A 20,525-nucleotide genomic window follows, 5' to 3' on the forward strand; every position below is an offset into this window, starting at 1 on the left:
AGCCAGGATCAAACTCTCAATTTTAAAGTTTAATCTGTACTCAAATTATTGACGTTAAACTTGTTAGTTTAACTAATACTGGCTTATTTAAAATAAGATTTATATCTTACTTTCACTCTGTTTAATTTTCAAAGACCTTGCCATACCTCTACGGCTTTTATATCTTATCATGTTTGCTCAGCCTTGTCAAGAATTTTTTCAAATTCTTTTTTTGTTAAGCTTGCTGAACAACTCAGCTTTAACATGATACCATGTTACTTAAGAAGTTGTCAACATATTTTTTATGTTTCATTTTCTAAATAACTGTCTGCTCTCTCAAGCGACATGTGTTATTATATCATGATTTTTCACATCATCAAACATTATTCTCTTAATTAAATTGAATTATTCATGTTTTCCTCATAAATGCTAGTTATAATTAAATTATTTGCATATAGATACACCAGGACATGTTATTTTCAAAAATCAAGTGGTTTTTAGACACAAGTACAACTTAAAGATGATGTTGGTATTAGCAATGGTAGCAATCACATATGCAAATAAGTTTCAACTGAAGTCTACTTTATTAGCTACAGTTGAAACTTACTTTAAACACTAATATTAAGCAACTATAATCATTTGCTTTTTATAATTCTTTAACTAAATCTTTAAACCTATTACCTCTAGCTTCAAAGTTAGGAAACATATCGAAACTAGCACAGGCAGGAGAAAGAGTTATTATATCCCCTTTCTTAGCAAAGCCTCTAGCACTTGAAAGTGCCTTTTCTAAGCTTTCCTCAATTACTATAGGTATATCTATATCTTTATTCTTCATAACTTTCAAAAATGCATTTTTTATTTTATCTTTAGTTGCTCCAACTAGTATTAATGCTTTTATATCTTCATATCCTTCTTCTGCTAATACATCTAAAGGAATTTTTTTATCATATCCACCTGCTATTAAAATTACTGGTTTTTCAAATGCTTTAAGTCCTGCTAAAGTTCTACTTGGACTTGTAGCTATTGAATCATTATAGTATTTTATTCCATCTATTTCTCTTATAAATTCGCATCTATGCTCTACTCCTGTAAAGCTTGTAGCTGTTTTTCTCATGTTTTCTATATTAACATCATCACTAACTGCACAAAAAGCAGCAAGTAAATTTTCTATATTATGCATTCCTTTTATCTGAATTTCATTTAGCTTACAAACTTCCTTTTCTTTTATGTATAATTTGTCTTCTTCAAAATAAGCTCCATCTTTAACTTTCTCTTTTATGCTAAATCCCAATATTCTTCCTTTACCTTCATTAAACATAGAGTTGGTTAACTTATTATCTCTATTTAACACCAATAAATTTTCTGATTCTTGATACTTAAAAATATTCTTTTTTGAATCTATATACTCTTGCATATCTTTATGTATATCTAAATGATTTGGGCTTAAATTTGTAACAACCGCAACTTCTGGAGAAACATTCATAGTCATAAGTTGAAAACTTGATAACTCCAGTACTACTTTATCATCACTTTTCATTTTTTCTATTTCTGAAAATAGAGGTGTTCCTATATTACCACCTACCCAAGTTTTATATCCCTGCTGATTTAGTATATTATATATTAGTGTAGTAGTTGTTGTCTTACCATCACTACCAGTAACACCATATATTTTAGCAGGACAATACTTTATAAATTCTTCCATTTCAGAAGTTATATAAGCTCCTTGATTTTTTGCATTTACAAGCGCTGGAGCATCTATTCTCATAGATGGAGTTTTAAATATCACATCAAATCCACTTAAACTATCCATGTAATTTTCACCTAATATAAGTTTAACTCCTTTTTCCCTCAATTCATTAGCAGTATCTCCTAATTGTTCTTCATTTTTTTTATCAAAAGCACTAACTTTTGCTCCTAATCTCAATAAAAAATTTATCAAAGGCTTATTGCTTATACCTATACCAACCACAGCTGTATTTTTATCCTTTATAAATTTTTTAAAATCTGCAAAATCCTTTTTCATTATTAAAGCCCTCCACAATAAAACTATCTTTAAATAATTTTCTTATAATTTACTATTTAATTATACCACTTTATCATAAAATTAAAATCATTTCATTATTAACATTAAATCAACTAAATAACTTATTTTGTAAACATGTGTCAAATAAAAAACAAATTATTTGTTGAATATAGTCAAAATTGTCAGAAGATATTTAATTTATAAACTTTATTATTAAGTATTGAAAATTTATATCCCCTTGTGATATACTTAACAAGTGCCGTAAGGAATATTGATATAATTCCCCAAGTTTTAATTAAACATATAACATATCCCCATGATTAAACCCTACTTTACCGGATTTTTATCCGGTATTTTTTTATTTGTAGAGATATAATTTAAAAATTGAAATGCCTCTTTTTTAACAAGCATTAAAAGAGTATATATTTCACCTATTGATGAAATATATACTCTTTTTATAAATTAAAATTCCATTTTTGCCTTTATAAAGTTTTTAAGATCCTCTATTTTCATTCTAAATTGATCCATAGTATCTCTATCTCTTACTGTTACTGTACTATCTTCTAATGTATCAAAGTCTATAGTTATACAATAAGGAGTTCCTGCTTCATCTTGTCTTCTATATCTTTTTCCTATACTTCCTGCTTCATCATATTCTACATTAAAATCTTTTCTTAATTCATCATAAACTTCTTCAGCTTTTTCTGATAATTTTTTAGTTAATGGAAGTATAGCAGCCTTTACTGGTGCAATAGCTGGGTGAAAATGCATCACTGTTCTTGAATCCCCTCCTTCAAGTTCTTCTTCATCATATGCATCAACTAAAAATGCCAGCACTGCTCTATCTGCTCCCACAGAAGGCTCTATACAATAAGGTATATATTTTTCATGTGTAACTGGATCAAGATATGACATATCCTTACCAGAGTGATTTTGATGTTGTGTTAAATCATAATCGGTTCTATCAGCTACTCCCCATAGCTCTCCCCATCCAAATGGGAATAAGTATTCTATATCTGAAGTTGCATTACTGTAATGTGAAAGTTCTTCTTTATCATGATCTCTAAATCTTATATTTTTTTCTTCAATACCAAGATTCAACAAGAAGTTCCAGCACTGTTCTTTCCAATAACTATGCCATTCTAAATCTGTACCTGGTTTACAGAAAAACTCAAGCTCCATTTGTTCGAATTCTCTAGTTCTAAATGTAAAGTTACCTGGAGTTATTTCATTTCTAAAAGATTTTCCTATCTGACCTATTCCAAATGGTACCTTCTTTCTTGAAGTTCTTTGAACATTTTTGAAGTTAACAAATATTCCTTGAGCTGTCTCTGGTCTTAAATGTATTTCAGACTTAGAATCTTCTGTTACTCCCTGGTATGTCTTGAACATAAGATTAAACTGTCTTATATCAGTAAAATTCTTTTTACCACAATTGGGACATTCTATCTCATTATCTACTATATATTGTTTTAACTTTTCATTACTCCAACCATCTGCGCTAGCTTTTTCCACTCCATTTTCAGTCATATGCTCTTCAACTATTTTATCTGCTCTAAATCTTGATTTACATTCTTTGCAATCCATAAGTGGATCTGTAAAATTACCAATATGACCTGATGCAACCCAAACTTCGCTGTTCATAAGAATAGCTGAATCTATTCCCACATTATGTTTGCTTTCATGAATAAATTTCTGCCACCAAGCTTTTTTTACATTGTTTTTTAATTCTACGCCTAAAGGACCATAGTCCCATGTATTTGCAAGACCTCCGTATATTTCTGAACCTGGATATACAAAACCTCTACTTTTGGCTAAAGCTACTACTTTATCCATAGTCTTTTTTACTGCCATTATAATTACCTCCTAAAATTTCTTATTTTATTTTTATAATACTATTAACTAAATAAACCCTATTAATACTTGCATAATCACACTTATGTATTATTTTCTAATTAAAAATTAAGGTACAAAAAAAGACTCTACCTTTGAAGAGACGAAAATTTATTTCCGCGGTTCCACTCTTCTTGGCATAAGCCCTGCTCTAAAAAAATTCCACTCAAAAGTTCCCTTCATAAATAAAACTTTAATTGTTTCCACCTATCCACAATCTCTCTTAAATAAGTTTTTATTCACTACTTTTCTTTATCATTGTGAAAGTATTAATATAATAAAAAAAGACCCTCCACCTTAAAGGGACGAAAACTTATTTCCGCGGTTCCACCCTTCTTGGCACAAGCCCTGCTTTATCAATCCTTGCTCAGAAGCTCCTTCATAATTAAACCTTAATTGTTTTCACCTATCACAATCTCTCTTAAAAGATTTTCATTATTACTGTTCTTCGTCATTACAAAATATTTAATTCTTAAAAACGTAAAATACATTTAAATAAAAAAATGGCTCCGCGAAAAGGATTCGAACCTTCAACCTATCGGTTAACAGCCGAGTGCTCCACCATTGAGCTATCGCGGAATGTCTTAACTACATTTATTATTATACCAAGTTTTTTCTAAAATGCAATAGTTTTTTAAATTTTATTTGCACTTTTTTAAATTTTATTTAGATTTCATGTTCATTTATCAATTTTATTAAGGATTTATTATTAATCCTTAGTATGAATATTTAACTTAATACATAGAAAACATTAATCCTAAGTATAAATACTTAGGATTAATAATTCATTATTTATTGTTGTTCTGGTTTCATTGTTGGGAACAATATAACATCCCTTATAGAAGAAGTATTAGTTAGGAACATTATCAATCTATCTATACCTATACCAAGCCCCCCTGTTGGAGGCATTCCTATTTCTAATGCATTTATAAAATCATTGTCCATCATGTAAGCTTCATCATCACCAAGTTCTCTTTCTCTTAATTGTTGAAGGAATCTATCTTTTTGAACTATAGGATCATTAAGTTCTGAATATGCATTACATACCTCTCTACCATATACAAAGCCTTCAAATCTTTCAGTAAATGCTGCATTTCCTCTCTTTTTCTTTGTAAGAGGTGAGTTTTCTACTGGGTAATCGCAAACAAATGTAGGCTGCATTAACTTATCTTCACAAAATTCTTCAAACAATGCAATAAGTATATCTCCTTTTGTGCAGTCCTTTAATTGTTTTTTCATATTTATATGTTTTTCTTTTGCAATTCCCCTTGCTTCATCATCATCATTTATAACATTAAAGTCTACTCCTGTATATTCTTTAACTGCATCTACCATAGTTATTCTTCTCCATGGTGGTGTAAAATCTATTTCTGTATCTTCATAAGTTACTTTTGTAGTTCCTAACACTTTTTCGCATACGAAAGCTACCATATTTTCAGTTAGTTCCATCATGTCATTATAATCTGCAAAAGCTTGATATAATTCCATGCAAGTAAATTCTGGGTTATGTCTTACATCCATACCCTCATTTCTAAAGTTTCTACCTATTTCATATACTCTTTCAAATCCACCAACTATAAGTCTTTTTAAATATAATTCTGTAGCTATTCTTAAATACATATCTAAACTTAATGCATTATGGTGTGTAATAAAAGGTTTTGCAGCAGCACCACCTGCAATAGTTGAAAGAATAGGTGTTTCTACTTCGAGATATTCTTTATCATCTAAAAAAGTTCTTATAGCTTTTATTATTTTAGTTCTTTTTATAAATGTATCCTTAACATCTTGATTCACTATTAAGTCTACATACCTTTGTCTATATCTTAAATCAGGATCTTTTAAGCCATGCCACTTTTCTGGTAATGGTCTTAAGGATTTAGCTAAAAGTTGAAAATCTGTAATATGAAGAGTAACCTCTCCTGTTTTAGTCTTAAATACATTTCCTGTTATAGATAAAATGTCTCCTATATCAAATGACTTATATTCTTTAAGTCTTTCTTCTCCAACGTCATTTATCTTTATGTATAATTGTATTTTTCCATATCTATCATGAAGATCTGAAAATCCAGCTTTTCCATGAACTCTTTTTGACATAAGTCTTCCTGCAACAGTAACACTTTTACCTTCAAGTTCTTCATAGTTATCTTTTATTTGATTAGAAACATGTGTTCTTTCTACTTTATATACATCAAAAGGATCTTTTCCCTGTTCTTGAAGTTTAAAAAACTTTTCCCTTCTCTCCTTTATAAGTTGATTAAAATCTTCTTGTAATTGGTTTAAATTCTTTTCATCATTTGCCATTTATACGACCTCCAATTTATCTTCTTATGCCAAGTATTTCGTACTTACTTACTCCATCTGGCACTTGCACTTCAATTATATCCCCTATTTTTTTTCCTACAAGTCCTCTTCCAACTGGTGATTCATTAGATATTCTATTGTTCATAGGATCTGCTTCTGCTGAACCAACTATAGTATATTCCACTTCTTCATCAAACTCATAATCCTTAACTTTAACAATAGAACCTACACTTACCACATCCAATGGAATTTCACTCTCATCTACTATAGTAGCATTTTTTAACATATTTTCAAGTTGAATTATTCTTCCTTCAACAAATGCTTGTTCATTTTTAGCTTCATCATATTCTGAATTTTCGCTTAGATCACCAAATGAAAGTGCAACTTTTATTTTTTCTGTTATTTCTTTCCTTTTAACTGTCTTTAAATATTCAAGTTCTTTTTCTAATTTCTTTACACCTTCATAAGTCATTATATACTTCTTTTTTGATTCAATCATATTACTATCCCCTTTTAATAATTTACTAAGAAACCTTCTATAATAGCATTTTTCAACATTTATGCATTTATATTAAAAATCACCTTAATAATCATTTAAGTAATTATAAAACAGGCTTATTCCAATGTCAACATTTACACTTCCATTTACCTTATACATGTTGTCAAATAATAACTAAATAATAAAATATCATTGTTAAATTTTATTATTCTCATAAAAATTTTTTATATTAGAGTTAACATGTACCACTTACTTAATAATTTTCCTGAAAAATTGTTTACATTATAGCTTATTCTGCTTTTCTATCAAAAATTACTTGTACTTTTAATATAGCTTTTGTATTCTTTTAAAATTGAGATTACTTTTTCGCTTGATTTTTCATAATTTACAGCATCTTTTATTTCTTTATTTTTACTTAAACCCTTTAAGTACCATCCTACATGTTTTCTCATTTCTCTTACAGCCTTTGCCTCTCCTTCATAAGAAATAGCTCTTCTATAATGTTCTATACACATATCTATTCTATCTTCTTTAGAAGGATAAGTTATATTTATATTTTTAATTTTTTCCTCAATCTGATTAAATATCCATGGATTACCCATAGCTCCTCTACCAATCATTATTGCATCACAATTGGTAGTTCTAAAAATATTTATTGCATCCTCTGGGGTTACAACATCTCCATTTCCTACAACAGGAATAGAAACTGATTCCTTTACCTTCTTTATCATATCCCAATCTGCATTACCTTCATACATTTGCTCTCTAGTTCTTCCATGAATAGTAACCGCATCCACACCTGCTTGCTCTAATTCTTTTGCAAACTCTACAGCATTAATGTCGTCAGAATTAAATCCTTTTCTGAATTTAGCGGTTACAGGTTTTGATGAGGCTTTTTTTATTTCCCTTATTATTTGCGCTGCCAATTTAGGATCTTTCATCAAAGCAGACCCTTCTCCATTTTTAACTATTTTAGGAGCAGGACATCCCATATTTATATCCACCAAACAAATATCTTCATTACCATTAAAAAAATCACAAGCTTTTGCCATTACAAGTGGATCATTACCAAAAATCTGAACTGCTACAGGGGCTTCTTGTTTAGATATCACTAGCATATCTTTTGTATTTTTACTACCATATAATAATGCTTTAGCACTTATCATTTCTGTATAAACAAGCTCACATCCCATATCTTTACATAGCTCTCTAAAGGCTATATCTGTCACACCAGCCATTGGAGCTAAAAATACATTTTTTTTAAACTCCAAATTTTTTATTCTCATTAATTACACCTGTTCTTTATTTTTTTCATAGATTATTCTGAGACCCTTAAGCGTTAAAGTTGGATCTATTAAATCCATGAACTTTGATTCTTCATTAATAAGCTTTGCCAATCCTCCTGTTGCAACTACAAGTGGTTCTTCTTCGCCAAGTTCAATCATTTCTTTTTTCATTTTACTGATTATGTAATCAACTTGGCCTATGTATCCATAAACTATACCGGCTTGCATACTAGCAACTGTATTTTTACATATTACACCAGCGGGTTTTACTAATTCTATTCTTGGAAGCTTAGCTGCCCGTTCAAATAGCGCTTCAGAAGATATTTTTATTCCAGGACAGATAGTGCCTCCTAAATAATCTCCCTTTGCAGTCAAAGCACAAAAAGTAGTGGCTGTGCCAAAATCTATAATTATAGCAGCTCTCTTGTATATTTCTCTTATAGCAACAGCATTAACAATTCTATCTGCACCTACCTCCTTAGGGTTATCATACTTAATGTTTATACCTGTTTTTACACCTGGTCCAACTATTATTGGTATAATTTCAAAATATTTGAATATCATATGTTCTAATGAATACATAATATTAGGAACAACTGAAGATATTATAACTCCTTCAACATCCGATGGGTCTAATTTATTATGTAAAAACAAATCGACAACCTGAATACCATATTCATCAGACGTTCTCTCTGAATCTGTGGATAATCTCCAGCATGCGATAAGTTCCTTATCTTCGTATACTCCTAAAACTATATTTGTGTTTCCAACATCTAAAACTAAAATCACTTCACACACCGCTCCTTTCTACTAAAAAGTGTATATACATAATTAAAGAGCAGCTTTAAAGCTGCCCCTTAGTATAATCTATTTTGTCAATTTAACAACTTAATTTTATCAGTTAAATTTTATTTGTCAAGATATGTTTGATTCTTGAAACTATTCTTGTACTTTTTTCATGAATTCCTCACTATTTACTATACATCTTATGTGATTTCCTTCTCCTATCTTTCCTTTTTCATCCCATGCTTCTACATTAAACACTAGTTTCTTTTTATCTACTTTTACTAAAGATGCTTCACATCTTATTTTCATTCCAATAGATGATGCTTTGATATGCTTTACATTAACTTCTATTCCTACTGTAGTATATCCAAATGGAAGATGCAAATCTACACAGCTCTTAGATGTATTTTCCATAAGTGCTATCATAGAAGGTGTTGAAAACACATCTATATTTCCCGATCCTAATTTACTTGCTACATTATTTTCTGTTACATATATTTCTCTTGTAGATACCATTCCTTCTTTTACATTAAACTCCATAAAACCATCTCATTTCATCGTAATTTTTATTTTCAAAGTTTAAAAACATATAATTATTATATCATTGTTAATAAACTTTTAATATATATTTAAAACAAAATAGAGGCTATTAACCTCTATTTTATTAATTTCATTAAATTGTCATTTTATGCTTGCTCAAATATTTCTTCAAATTCATTTGCTTCAAGTTTTTCTTTTTCTAAAAGAGACTTAGCAACAGCATGAAGTTTATTCATATTTTCAGTAAGAAGATTTTCTGCCTTATTATATCCTTCTTCTATAAGTTTTCTTATTTCTTTGTCTATTTCAAAAGCTACTTCTTCACTAAAACTTCTTCCTTTTCCTAAATCCCTACCTAAAAACACCTCATCATGTCCTGAACCAAAAGCTATTGGTCCTAATCCACTCATACCATAATCCATAACCATTTTCTTAGCTATAGTAGTTGCTCTATCTATATCATTTTTGGCGCCAGTACTTATGTCTCCAATTATAAGTTTTTCTGCTACTCTACCTCCAAGCAATCCTACTATTTCATCTTCAAGTTTAGTTTTGGACATATAAGAACTATCTTTTTCTGGAAGATGCATAGTATATCCTCCAGCCATTCCTCTTGGTATTATACTAATTTGATGAACTGGATCTGCCGTAGGTAATAACTTCATAACCACAGCATGACCTGCTTCATGGTATGCTGTAAGCCTTCTATCTTCTTCATCAATTACTCTACTCTTCTTTTCAGGTCCAGCTATAACTCTAGTTACTGCTTCTTCTAATTCTTCCATATCTATTTCTTTTTTATCTTTCCTAACTGCTAATAGAGCAGATTCATTCATTAAGTTCTCTAAATCAGCTCCTGTAAATCCTGGAGTCCTTTTTGCAAGTACATCAAGCTTAACTTCTGGGGCTAAATGCTTATTTTTACAATGAACCTTTAAAATTTCTTCTCTTCCTTTAACATCTGGAGCTCCAACTAATATTTGTCTATCAAATCTACCTGGTCTTAAAAGTGCAGGATCTAAAATATCAGGTCTATTTGTTGCGGCAATCATTATTATACCTTCATTTGCACCAAAACCATCCATTTCAACTAATAACTGATTTAAAGTTTGTTCTCTTTCATCATGTCCTCCACCAAGACCTGCTCCTCTTTGTCTTCCAACTGCATCTATTTCATCTATAAATATAATGCATGGTGAATTTTTCTTAGCCTGCTCAAATAAATCTCTAACTCTAGATGCACCAACTCCAACAAACATTTCAACGAAGTCTGACCCTGATATACTAAAAAACGGTACTCCAGCTTCCCCTGCTATAGCCTTAGCAAGAAGGGTTTTTCCTGTTCCTGGAGGTCCTACAAGTAATACCCCTTTAGGAATTCTAGCCCCCATTTCTATATATCTCTTAGGTAATTTTAAAAAATCTACAATTTCAGCAAGTTCCGCTTTTTCTTCGTCAGCTCCTGCCACGTCAGCAAAAGTTACTTTCTTTTTATCAGGCGTGGCCATTTTGGCTCTACTCTTACCGAAATTCATTACATTTCGATTCCCACCACCACCTTGAGATTGCTGCATAAACATAAACCAAAAAGCTACAAGCATTAATATTAAAAGTATCGTTGGTAAATACTGTACCCACATAGGAATTGACGCAGGTTTAACATAAACTTCCTTAACATCTCCATTTTTAGGATGCTCAGCAATGAACTGAAATAGTCTTTCAGATGGAACTATTGTTTCATATGCACTACCATCTTTCAAAGTACCATCTACAGTCATCTTGTCTTCCTTTACTTGAAAGCTCTTTACATTGTTATCTATCCAATATTTTTGAAAATCATTAAAATTAATAGTTGTTGAACTTTCATTTGTCCTAGCAAGCATTAATGCTGCGAGAATAACTAATACAAACACTATAACCCAGGCCGTTGCACTTGAAAATTTTTTCATTACAGGCCCCCCTCTCTTTTAAGTTTATACTGTAAAATTGTATCACAAGGAAAATTCCTTTACAATAAATTTAGTTAATTATTTATAAACTTCCTCTTTTAGTATACCTACATAAGGTAAGTTTCTATACTTTTCTGCATAATCGAGTCCATAACCCACTAGGAAGTAATCTGGAACTATGTATCCTGTGTATTTAACATTAATTTCAACCTTTCTCCTTTCTGGCTTACTCAAAAGGCAAGCTATTTCTATGCTTTCAGCTCCCCTACCTTTCAGATACTCAATTAGATATGATAAAGTTGTACCTGAATCTATTATATCTTCTACTATAAGAACATGTTTACCTTCTATTTCAAAATCTAAATCTTTTAAAATTCTTACTACTCCTGAACTTTTTGTGGAATTAGCATAACTTGAAACTGCCATAAAGTCCATAGTACACGGAATTGTAACTTCCTTTAATAAATCTGCCATGAATGGTACAGATCCTTTCAATATTCCTACTAACATTAATTCTTTGCCTTCATAATCTTTACTTATTCGTGTTCCAATTTCTTTTATCTTTTTCCTTAATTCTTCCTCTGGAAATAAGATTTCTTTTATGTCCTCTTGCATACTGCTCATATTTTTGTTTCCTCTCTTTCAATTTTTATCTCTAATATATTTTTTGTATTTTCATCAACTTTAAAAAGTTCACTTACTCTATATCCTACTATCCATGCAATTTCATCATCAAAACATATAATAGGAATATAGTCTCTTTGATCCTTAGCTACCTTTTCATCCATAAAGAAATCTTTTAACTTCTTGCTTCCACTCATCCCTAAAGGTATAAATTTGTCACCTGCTTTTCTATGCCTTATAGTTACTTTTTTCTGGAACTTATTATAATCAAAATATTTTATTAAGCTATTATTTTTAAAATTTACCTTTTCCTTAGGATCAATAATTCTGGTTATTACTCGTAAGTTATATTCCTTTACATCATTATTCCCACTATGTATACTATATTCTTCCTTGCTAACCTCTTTATTTTTTTTAACTTTCTTTAATATGTATATATTTCCATATCTATTTGATACTACAACATGATTTGGAAGATCAATGTTTTTTCCTGTGGATCCTAATTGAATATTAATTATGTCATTAATGTGAATTTTTTCAAAGTTGTTTAAACTTCCAGTTACTTCATACAAAGCTTTTCTTATGATTCTAGTAATTATAGCTTCATTTTCTAAAAATGCCTCCTTTGATATTATAACCTTTTCTCCCTGTATATCACAATATTTTTTAAATTTTTCTTTAGCAATTGTTTCTAAATATTCGTTATCTATTTTTATAGTATTTGATAATCTATTGAGAACTTTTATAATATCTTCATTAAAATTCTCTTGTATATAAGGTATAAGTTCTAATCTTACTCTATTTCTAGAATATATAGTTTCTAAATTTGTTTTATCTATTCTCGGATTAATATTTTCTTTGCAACAATATTCCTCAATTTCATGCCTTGTAACATCTATTAAAGGCCTTACAAATATGTTATCTCTTACCGCCTTTATTCCTACTAGTCCTTCCAAACCCGTTCCTCTCATAATCCTCATTAGTATAGTTTCTGCTTGGTCATTTGCATTATGAGCTATAGCTATTTTATGCGCATTTAATTCTTTTTTTAAATCATTAAAAAAATCATATCTAGCATTTCTTCCTGCACTTTCGCATGAAATATTTTGCATTTTCATAATTCTATTTATATCTACTGATTTGCTCCTGAATTCTATATTTAATTTTTTACAAAATTCCTTTACATATTCTTCATCTCTATCTGATTCATTTCCTCTTAAACAATGATTTACATGTGCTGCATATAATTCTATATCAAGTTCTTCTTTTAAAGAATACAATATATGCAGCAAACTCATAGAATCCGGTCCACCAGATACTGCAACTATTACTTTGTCGCCTTTATTAAACATTCTATGCCTATTTATAGTTTTTAAAACAGTCTTTATCAATTTTAACACTTCCTAAAGAAAATTTTGTTTTATAAGTAATATATTACTTAACTTTAAAGCAAACTTCAATTCAAATTTTCAATGGCTTAAATTTAGAATGCATAACACTCTAAACTTAAGCCATTATAATTTTTAATACAAACTATATACCTTCTCTACAATGACTGTCATGTCATCTTTTATTTTTCCTTTACTTAATTTTTTTGCATTACTTATAATTTCCTCACTTAATTGTCTAGGGTCATTGCAATTATTATTTTTTAAAAAATCTACTATCCATTCATATTTACCAGCTTGTTCATTTTCATAATCTAATACTCCATCACTTAACATAACAATGACATCACCATTTTCAACTTTTTTTCTTACTATATCTATATCTGGTTTATCTAATACACCAATTGGCAAAGTTTTCGACTTTATTACATCAATATCTTCTCCTTTTTTTATAAAACTAGCTACAGCCCCTACTTTCATAAAATCAGCCTCTCCTTTATATAAATCTATGCTACTTAAATCTAGCGTTGAGAACTTTTCTTCTTCAGAAAATTTCATAGTCATTATAGAATTTATTATATTTATAGCAGTTAATTTGTTAAAACCTGATTTAGAAAATCTTTCTATCAACTTTACTGCCGCACTGCTTTCCTGGCCAGCCTGTGGTCCTGAACCCATGCCGTCACTTATAATAGTCAAATAAGTTCCATCTGGTAATTTTCCAAAGCTCTGACTATCACCACTATATTTTTCTCCATCCTTGCAGCACTTACTTGTATAAGCTGCTACATGATATTTAGGCGTTTCTTCAAAGGTAACAGTACATACCTCAAATTCAGAATTTAAATTGCATCCATCTTCACTAACACACATACATTTTCCTGTTACTCCATTTACCAATGGAAGTACGTGTTTTATACAAATTTGTTTTCCTCCACATGCATCCATAGATAAATTAACTATCAATCTGTTATTTTTGTTATTATAACAGAATACATCTCTATAATGTATACCATTCTTATTTAAAACTCTTCTTATGGTATTTTCAGTTTCAGTATTAAATTTTACATTATAATTAAATTCATCTATAATTTCTGACACAGAGTTTCCTACGTTCTCCACTTGATTAGATAGTAGCTGCCTGCATTCACTTAATCTATTCCTCCACATTTCATTAATTATATAATTATTAACAATTTCTTCAGTATTTTTTATAATAGCAGATCTTTTCACACACTTCCTTTCTATTTCATGTGGAACTTGTTTTCTATTATCCTGATAATTCTGTATTAATTCACTAAAAGCATTATAAGTATAATAATTTTCCCTTTTCCAGCACATAGACTGCATAGAGCATGTACTACAAACCCGATCTGCAAGATTTTCTACTAATGCACTACTTTTATTTTTCATAAGCAATTTATCGTTATATACCAAATTTGCTAAAATTCCTGACATATCAAATAATACTTCAGAAAAGTTCTCTAGCTTATTTACTAATAATCCTTTAATCTTTTCTGCATAATTTTCTTTAAAATGTTCCTGCTTCCTCTCCCAATCCAATTCTATTTCAATTTTTTTCAAAATTTTTCCAGGTACCATCAAAAAAAATATGGCACTTATAATTACCTCTATTAATTTAAATTGAGTTCCTATATCAGAGTACATTTTTAATACAGCAAACGCCAAAAGATAAGCTAATCCACTCATCCATTTACCCGTTTCTCTGAATATGCCAGATATAAGTCCACATACGCCATATACTCCTACAAAAGCTATCATATTATTAGACGTTATCCCTATTATAGTTCCCATTGCCACCCCTGATGCTGCTCCTGATGAACTTCCCTTTGTATATCCTACTATAAGTATAAATGCTAAAGCTATAATATTTCTTAAAGATACTCCTCTTATATTACTTCCCCAAGTTCCTGCTACTACTAAAGATATAGTAACTGCCATACTTATTATTTCCTCACTACTATATAAATGCCTTGTTTTATATTGTTTGAAGCATATTATAGAATAATTAATAATAAAATATACTGGGAATATAGCACTTACTTCAAAAAAAGAAAGTAAAAATGACATACCTAAAGTTATTTTAAGTATTAATAACTTATAAAAAGAAATTTCTATAAGCAAGGTAAAAAATATCATCACTATTTTTTTGTTTTGTTCGACTGTTTTTAGTATGTAGTTAATAGCTATAAGAGTTCCAGAAGTTATAATGTATACAGGCAAACTTTTTACACTACTATAAAGAGAAATATATCCTAGTATGCTTCCAATTGCTGATATCAATATAACTTTATCTTCTTCACAAGTCATAACTGCAATCAAAAAAGCTATACCGAATGGAGCCATCAAATTTATCATGAGCACTCGACTAATTAAAAATGCAGCTATAAAATAAGTAACAAATTTAATTAGTCGAGGCAAACTTTTAATCTTTTGTTTTTTTAATTCATCTTTTGAATCCTTAACCCTCTTATACGGAAAAAGTTCAACTCCGTACTGCATTAATACCACCCACCTTATAAATTACTGCTTTTATTATAGCAAAGTCTTTTGGAAATAAATGTCATAAGGTGATATGTCTATTTATTTTTTTTAGGACATTTAATCCTAAGTTTCTTTTAAAAAATTTTCTTTAGACAGTTATAGCGAAATTTTGAAGAAATAAGTTGAAAATTATTTGGAAAATAACTTTTTTCAAAAAACTAAAAAACCTGTGGTATACACCACAGGTACTGGTAGCGGAAATAGGACTTGAACCTACGACACTTCGGGTATGAACCGAATGCTCTAGCCAACTGAGCTATTCCGCCATATTATTCAATTTGGTTGCGGAGGTAGGACTTGAACCTACGACCTTCGGGTTATGAGCCCGACGAGCTACCAACTGCTCCACCCCGCGATATTGGTGCTGAAGACCGGAATCGAACCGGTACGGGTTTTAAAGCCCGCAGGATTTTAAGTCCTGTGCGTCTGCCAGTTCCGCCACTCCAGCATCTTAAAATTTATGTGGTAGCGGAAATAGGACTTGAACCTACGACACTTCGGGTATGAACCGAATGCTCTAGCCAGCTGAGCTATTCCGCCTTATTATTTAATTTGGTTGCGGAGGTAGGACTTGAACCTACGACCTTCGGGTTATGAGCCCGACGAGCTACCAACTGCTCCACCCCGCGATATTGGTGCTGAAGACCGGAATCGAACCGGTACGGGTTTTAAAGCCCGCAGGATTTTAAGTCCTGTGCGTCTGCCAGTTCCGCCACTCCAGCATTTTCTATCATTTACTTAAATATCTGAAAATCAGTTATTTAAATACCTGACAACCTGACAACATAACTTATTATATATGATATACATATCATTGTCAACTATTTTATACATTTTTATTTAAATAAATTATTTAACATAAAAGAGGCTATTTATAGCCTCTTCATATTCAAAATAAATTATTATTAATTGGACTGTTTTCTGTAACCTCTACCTTTTGAATCCTGGTGTTTTTTTAGATCTTGAAATCTTTCTTCACTATCTTTTAAAAACTTAGATAACCTATCTTCAAATCCTCCTTGTAAATTCCTAGTCTTATCCTTGTTCCAATCAATTTCTACTGGTTTTACACTTTTTTTCTCTGGTGTAGCCTGCTTTATTGATAAACTTATCTTTCCATTTTCATCAACTGAAATTACTTTAACCTTTACTTTATCTTTTTCTTTCAAGTAATCTCTTATATTTTTCACATAAGTATCTGATACCTCAGATATGTGAACTAAGCCGGTTTTCCCATCGATTTCTACAAAAGCTCCAAAACTAGTAATATTAACCACTGTACCCTCTAGTATGCTTCCTGCCTTTAAGGTCATATTAAAAAGACTCCTCCTTAATAAAAATAATATTATATAGTAAATTTTAAATTTGAAACTAAATAATTTTAACGCTTTGCATTTATTACAGGGGTTTCGCCTGGTTTAATAAGACCTAATCTTTCTCTTGCCAGTTTTTCTATATACATATCTGATTTAGACATCTTAACCTCATCCTGTAATTTCTTATTTTGATCTTTAACCTTCAGTTCTTCTAAACTTTTTTGTGATATTTGCTGCTTTATTTTATACATAGTTATCTGTTGGTTTATAAAAACATAACATGCATAAAAAATTATAAACAATAAAATCACATTTTTAAATTTTATCTTCTTTTTCATAATCATCACCATTTCCATTTTAGAAATGTATTTTTAAAAACACCTTACTTATATTCTAATTTGATTTTCAATTTTCTTCAAGTTATTTTTTATAATTTCTTTTATTTTTTGTTTTAATAATATAAATTATTATCCTAAAAGGGTAAAATACTATATTTTTTAACACTCTAAAAGTTCTTCTCACATTTTTAATTAGCTTATATTGAAATTTTATGAAAGTACTGCTAAAAATTTTTATATATAAATATGCTCCTAAGGTTATCCATGCATATATATATACACCTACATATAAACAATCTATAAAAAGTAAAAATATGAATATAATTATAGAGGCTAAAATCCAAAACAAAATATCCTCTACAAAAGTTAATATTTTATTTATGTTATTTAATCCTCTTATTATTCTATATAAGTCAAATAGTATTCCTGTTATAATTCCTGCAATAAGACTAAATATAATACATCTTAATTGTTGGGTTATTGATAAAATCATTTATTCCTACTTAAACAATCTTGATATCAGTTTTTCTTTTTGTTTTTTTTCTTGATTGTTTGTATATATGCAGGAACTTATCATTCCAATTATGGTAACATCTCCGTTCTGTACATCTAGCTTGTTCATCTTGAGACCTTTCCCTTTTATATTAAGTGTACCTAGGTTGGTATTTAATACTATTTGTTCTTCATTAAAACTTATAACTTCTACAACTCCGCTTAATACTAACCTTTTTCTATTTTCAATATGCAATATGCTCTTTTTATCTTCCACTATTTTTACTTCTTTTTTTTCCATAACATCCCCTCCACTTATATTTAAATATATGTTTACATTTAATGGGATATTACTAGATTGAAATTATGCTTATATCTTTAATCTATTCTTCATCCTCTTGTCCAGATATAATTTCGTACATTGCCTGTGCATTCTCTTTTGTAACATGCTGTGCAATATTTACAATTTTGGCTTTAAGAGCTTTACTAGCATATCTAATCTCTATAATATCACCCTCTTTAACCTCTGTGCTAGGCTTTGCCATTTTATCATTTATACTTACTCTTCCCCCTTCACAAGCCTCTTTTGCCACTGTTCTTCTCTTTATTATTCTCGAAACTTTAAGATACTTATCTAACCTCATTTTAATTTCCCCTCTTTTAAAACAAAAAACCCAGATTTACACCCAGGTTTTTTTAATATTATTTGTTTACTTTATCTTTAAATTCTTTACCAGCTTTAAATACTGGAACTGTTGATTCTGGTATTTCTATTTCTTCTTTAGTTCTTGGATTTCTGCCTACTCTTGCAGCTCTCTTTCTTGTTTCAAATGTTCCAAATCCAACTAGTTGAACTTTATCACCTTTTTCAAGTGTTTCTTCAACGCTTTCTATAAAACCCTTTAAAACTACTTCTACATCCTTCTTTGTTAGTTTTGATTTTTCTGCTATACTTGCAATTAATTCTGATTTGTTCACCTTTTTTACCTCCTTAATATTGAGTATGCTTTAGTTTACATACTAGCTTATTCTTCATTAATTTGAAAAATCCTTTTTTTTCATCGTTTTTGCATAAAAAAACTTTAATTTTTTACTTTTGATTCTTCCCAAAGGTCATCCATCTGTTCTAATGTCATATTGATCATATCGACACCTTTAGACTTTGCTTTTTTTTCTATATATGCAAAACGCTTAATAAATTTCTCTATAGTATAATTTAATGCAAATTCGGGGTTAATGTCAAGGAATCTAGCAATATTTACCGAAGCAAATATTAAATCCCCTATTTCTTCTACTATTTTTACCCTTTCTTTCCCTTTATATACATTCTTTACTTCATAAAATTCTTCTAAAACCTTATCCAATGCATCTTCCACTTTATCCCAATCAAACCCAACCTTTGCTGCCTTTTTTTGAACTTTTTCTGCTCTCATTAATGCTGGTAGATTTTTAGGTACATGTTTTAACTCTTCTGTATAACTATTAAGACCTTGTTCTTTTTTCTTTATGCTATCCCAATTTACCAACACTTCTTCAGATGTACTTAAATCTATATTGCCAAATACATGTGGATGCCTATCAATCATCTTTTTACAAATACATTCCACCACATCATTAATATTAAAAAATCCTTCTTCCTTACCAATTTGTGAATGGAAAACTATTTGAAGTAATACATCTCCTAACTCCTCAACAAGTTTATCATCATCTTTTTCATCTATGGCCTCTAATACTTCATAGCACTCTTCTATAAGACATTTCTTTATACTTTCATGAGTTTGTTCCTTATCCCATGGGCATCCATTTTCTGCTCTTAATATGCTTATTATGTCTAATAGATCATTAAAATCTTTTCTTATATCCAGATTTTTAGGGATATATAGTGAAGTTAAATAGTCTATATCTTCCTGCCTATCTATTTCATATAATGGCATCTTTCTAATGCTCTCTAATCCTTTAACTCCAGCTGCTCTTACAAAATAGACTTCACTATCATCAGTGTAGTATTGCATTAAAGCTAATTTAACCTCAGAAGCTATAAATTTATCATACACCTGAGTTATTATAGTTCCTACTCTTTTATCTAAAACTTGGCTTTTCATATCAAAAGCATCTATTACTTTTATTCCCTCTATAGGATCTATTTTCAAACTTTCCATAAGAACATCTATAAAACTTACAGCTGTAAATATTTCTGTTTCTATTCCTTTTTTCTTACATAGGTGTATCAATAAATTAACAGATTTTTCAGCTACTAATGGATGACCTGGTACTGCATATACAATATTACCATATTTTAGCTCCTTGTTGATTAAATCATCAGCTATAGATTCATATACTTGGTCAAAATTTTCACCTTGTTCATATTTATGATCATAAGTTTCAAATTTTATACCATATTCTCTTAAAAACTGCACCGTAGGATGCTTTTCTGTTCTTAAATAAATTTTATCATTATTTTTTAAAACTTCTAAAGTCCCTATAGTCATGGCTTCTTTATTTCCAGGACCTAGACCAACTATTTTTATCATTTATATTATTCCACC

18 protein-coding genes and 7 tRNA genes are annotated in these 20,525 nt (G+C 29.8%); all 25 read right to left on the reverse strand.

Annotated elements, in window-relative coordinates:
* Positions 1-625: 625 nt before the first annotated feature.
* The gene (murD, locus tag EG57_RS0217030; protein WP_032078366.1) at positions 626-2,002 is read right to left on the reverse strand and encodes a UDP-N-acetylmuramoyl-L-alanine--D-glutamate ligase; all 1,377 of its coding nucleotides are present in this window, start codon (positions 2,000-2,002) and stop codon (positions 626-628) included.
* A 462-nt stretch (positions 2,003-2,464) separates the two neighbouring features.
* Entirely contained in the window at positions 2,465-3,856 is a 1,392-nt protein-coding gene (locus EG57_RS0217035; RefSeq protein WP_032078367.1) for a glycine--tRNA ligase, read from the reverse strand.
* Between the two features lie 543 nt (positions 3,857-4,399).
* A tRNA-Asn gene (locus EG57_RS0217040) sits at positions 4,400-4,474 on the reverse strand.
* Between the two features lie 213 nt (positions 4,475-4,687).
* Positions 4,688-6,196 (reverse strand): lysine--tRNA ligase, encoded by a 1,509-nt coding sequence (gene lysS / locus EG57_RS0217045; RefSeq protein ID WP_032078368.1) that lies wholly within the window; start codon positions 6,194-6,196, stop codon positions 4,688-4,690.
* 16 nt (positions 6,197-6,212) lie between these two features.
* Complete coding sequence (gene greA / locus EG57_RS0217050) at positions 6,213-6,695, reverse strand: transcription elongation factor GreA (protein WP_032078369.1); 483 nt, start codon at positions 6,693-6,695, stop codon at positions 6,213-6,215.
* Positions 6,696-7,000: 305 nt separating this feature from the next.
* On the reverse strand, positions 7,001-7,981 hold the full coding sequence (dusB, locus tag EG57_RS0217055; protein WP_032078370.1) for a tRNA dihydrouridine synthase DusB: 981 nt from the start codon (positions 7,979-7,981) through the stop codon (positions 7,001-7,003).
* Positions 7,982-7,984: 3 nt separating this feature from the next.
* On the reverse strand, positions 7,985-8,770 hold the full coding sequence (locus EG57_RS0217060; RefSeq protein ID WP_032078371.1) for a type III pantothenate kinase: 786 nt from the start codon (positions 8,768-8,770) through the stop codon (positions 7,985-7,987).
* 150 nt (positions 8,771-8,920) lie between these two features.
* Complete coding sequence (locus tag EG57_RS0217065) at positions 8,921-9,307, reverse strand: thioesterase family protein (protein WP_032078372.1); 387 nt, start codon at positions 9,305-9,307, stop codon at positions 8,921-8,923.
* Between the two features lie 146 nt (positions 9,308-9,453).
* Positions 9,454-11,256 carry an ATP-dependent zinc metalloprotease FtsH gene (gene ftsH / locus EG57_RS0217070; RefSeq protein WP_032078373.1) on the reverse strand — a complete coding sequence of 601 codons (1,803 nt, stop codon included), beginning with the start codon at positions 11,254-11,256 and terminating at the stop codon, positions 9,454-9,456.
* A 78-nt stretch (positions 11,257-11,334) separates the two neighbouring features.
* Positions 11,335-11,880 carry a hypoxanthine phosphoribosyltransferase gene (hpt, locus tag EG57_RS0217075; protein WP_029163499.1) on the reverse strand — a complete coding sequence of 182 codons (546 nt, stop codon included), beginning with the start codon at positions 11,878-11,880 and terminating at the stop codon, positions 11,335-11,337.
* Positions 11,877-13,271 carry a tRNA lysidine(34) synthetase TilS gene (gene tilS / locus EG57_RS0217080; protein WP_032078374.1) on the reverse strand — a complete coding sequence of 465 codons (1,395 nt, stop codon included), beginning with the start codon at positions 13,269-13,271 and terminating at the stop codon, positions 11,877-11,879. The genes hpt and tilS overlap by 4 nt, the downstream gene beginning before the upstream one ends.
* A gap of 132 nt (positions 13,272-13,403) precedes the next feature.
* Complete coding sequence (gene spoIIE / locus EG57_RS0217085; protein WP_032078375.1) at positions 13,404-15,791, reverse strand: stage II sporulation protein E; 2,388 nt, start codon at positions 15,789-15,791, stop codon at positions 13,404-13,406.
* A 231-nt stretch (positions 15,792-16,022) separates the two neighbouring features.
* Positions 16,023-16,099, reverse strand: a tRNA-Met gene (locus EG57_RS0217090).
* A 13-nt stretch (positions 16,100-16,112) separates the two neighbouring features.
* A tRNA-Met gene (locus EG57_RS0217095) sits at positions 16,113-16,188 on the reverse strand.
* Positions 16,189-16,192: 4 nt separating this feature from the next.
* A tRNA-Leu gene (locus EG57_RS0217100) sits at positions 16,193-16,281 on the reverse strand.
* Between the two features lie 15 nt (positions 16,282-16,296).
* Positions 16,297-16,373 (reverse strand) — tRNA-Met (locus EG57_RS0217105).
* Between the two features lie 13 nt (positions 16,374-16,386).
* Positions 16,387-16,462 (reverse strand) — tRNA-Met (locus EG57_RS0217110).
* A gap of 4 nt (positions 16,463-16,466) precedes the next feature.
* Positions 16,467-16,555 (reverse strand) — tRNA-Leu (locus EG57_RS0217115).
* Between the two features lie 183 nt (positions 16,556-16,738).
* Positions 16,739-17,146, reverse strand: a complete 408-nt coding sequence (locus tag EG57_RS0217120; protein ID WP_032078376.1) for a S1 domain-containing RNA-binding protein — start codon at positions 17,144-17,146, stop codon at positions 16,739-16,741.
* A 68-nt stretch (positions 17,147-17,214) separates the two neighbouring features.
* Positions 17,215-17,487 carry an FtsB family cell division protein gene (locus EG57_RS0217125; protein ID WP_032078377.1) on the reverse strand — a complete coding sequence of 91 codons (273 nt, stop codon included), beginning with the start codon at positions 17,485-17,487 and terminating at the stop codon, positions 17,215-17,217.
* 82 nt (positions 17,488-17,569) lie between these two features.
* Entirely contained in the window at positions 17,570-17,980 is a 411-nt protein-coding gene (gene yabQ, locus EG57_RS0217130) for a spore cortex biosynthesis protein YabQ (protein ID WP_032078378.1), read from the reverse strand.
* A gap of 6 nt (positions 17,981-17,986) precedes the next feature.
* Entirely contained in the window at positions 17,987-18,280 is a 294-nt protein-coding gene (gene yabP / locus EG57_RS0217135; protein ID WP_029161148.1) for a sporulation protein YabP, read from the reverse strand.
* 82 nt (positions 18,281-18,362) lie between these two features.
* Entirely contained in the window at positions 18,363-18,623 is a 261-nt protein-coding gene (locus tag EG57_RS0217140; protein ID WP_032078379.1) for an RNA-binding S4 domain-containing protein, read from the reverse strand.
* A 58-nt stretch (positions 18,624-18,681) separates the two neighbouring features.
* A complete protein-coding gene (locus EG57_RS0217145) occupies positions 18,682-18,975 on the reverse strand; it encodes an HU family DNA-binding protein (RefSeq protein ID WP_158407996.1) in 294 nt (97 codons plus the stop codon).
* A gap of 86 nt (positions 18,976-19,061) precedes the next feature.
* Complete coding sequence (gene yabN / locus EG57_RS0217150; RefSeq protein ID WP_032078380.1) at positions 19,062-20,510, reverse strand: bifunctional methyltransferase/pyrophosphohydrolase YabN; 1,449 nt, start codon at positions 20,508-20,510, stop codon at positions 19,062-19,064.
* Positions 20,511-20,525: the final 15 nt, after the last annotated feature.

The sequence above is a fragment of the Clostridium drakei genome (assembly GCF_000633595.2).
Classification (GTDB): domain Bacteria; phylum Bacillota; class Clostridia; order Clostridiales; family Clostridiaceae; genus Clostridium_AM; species Clostridium_AM drakei.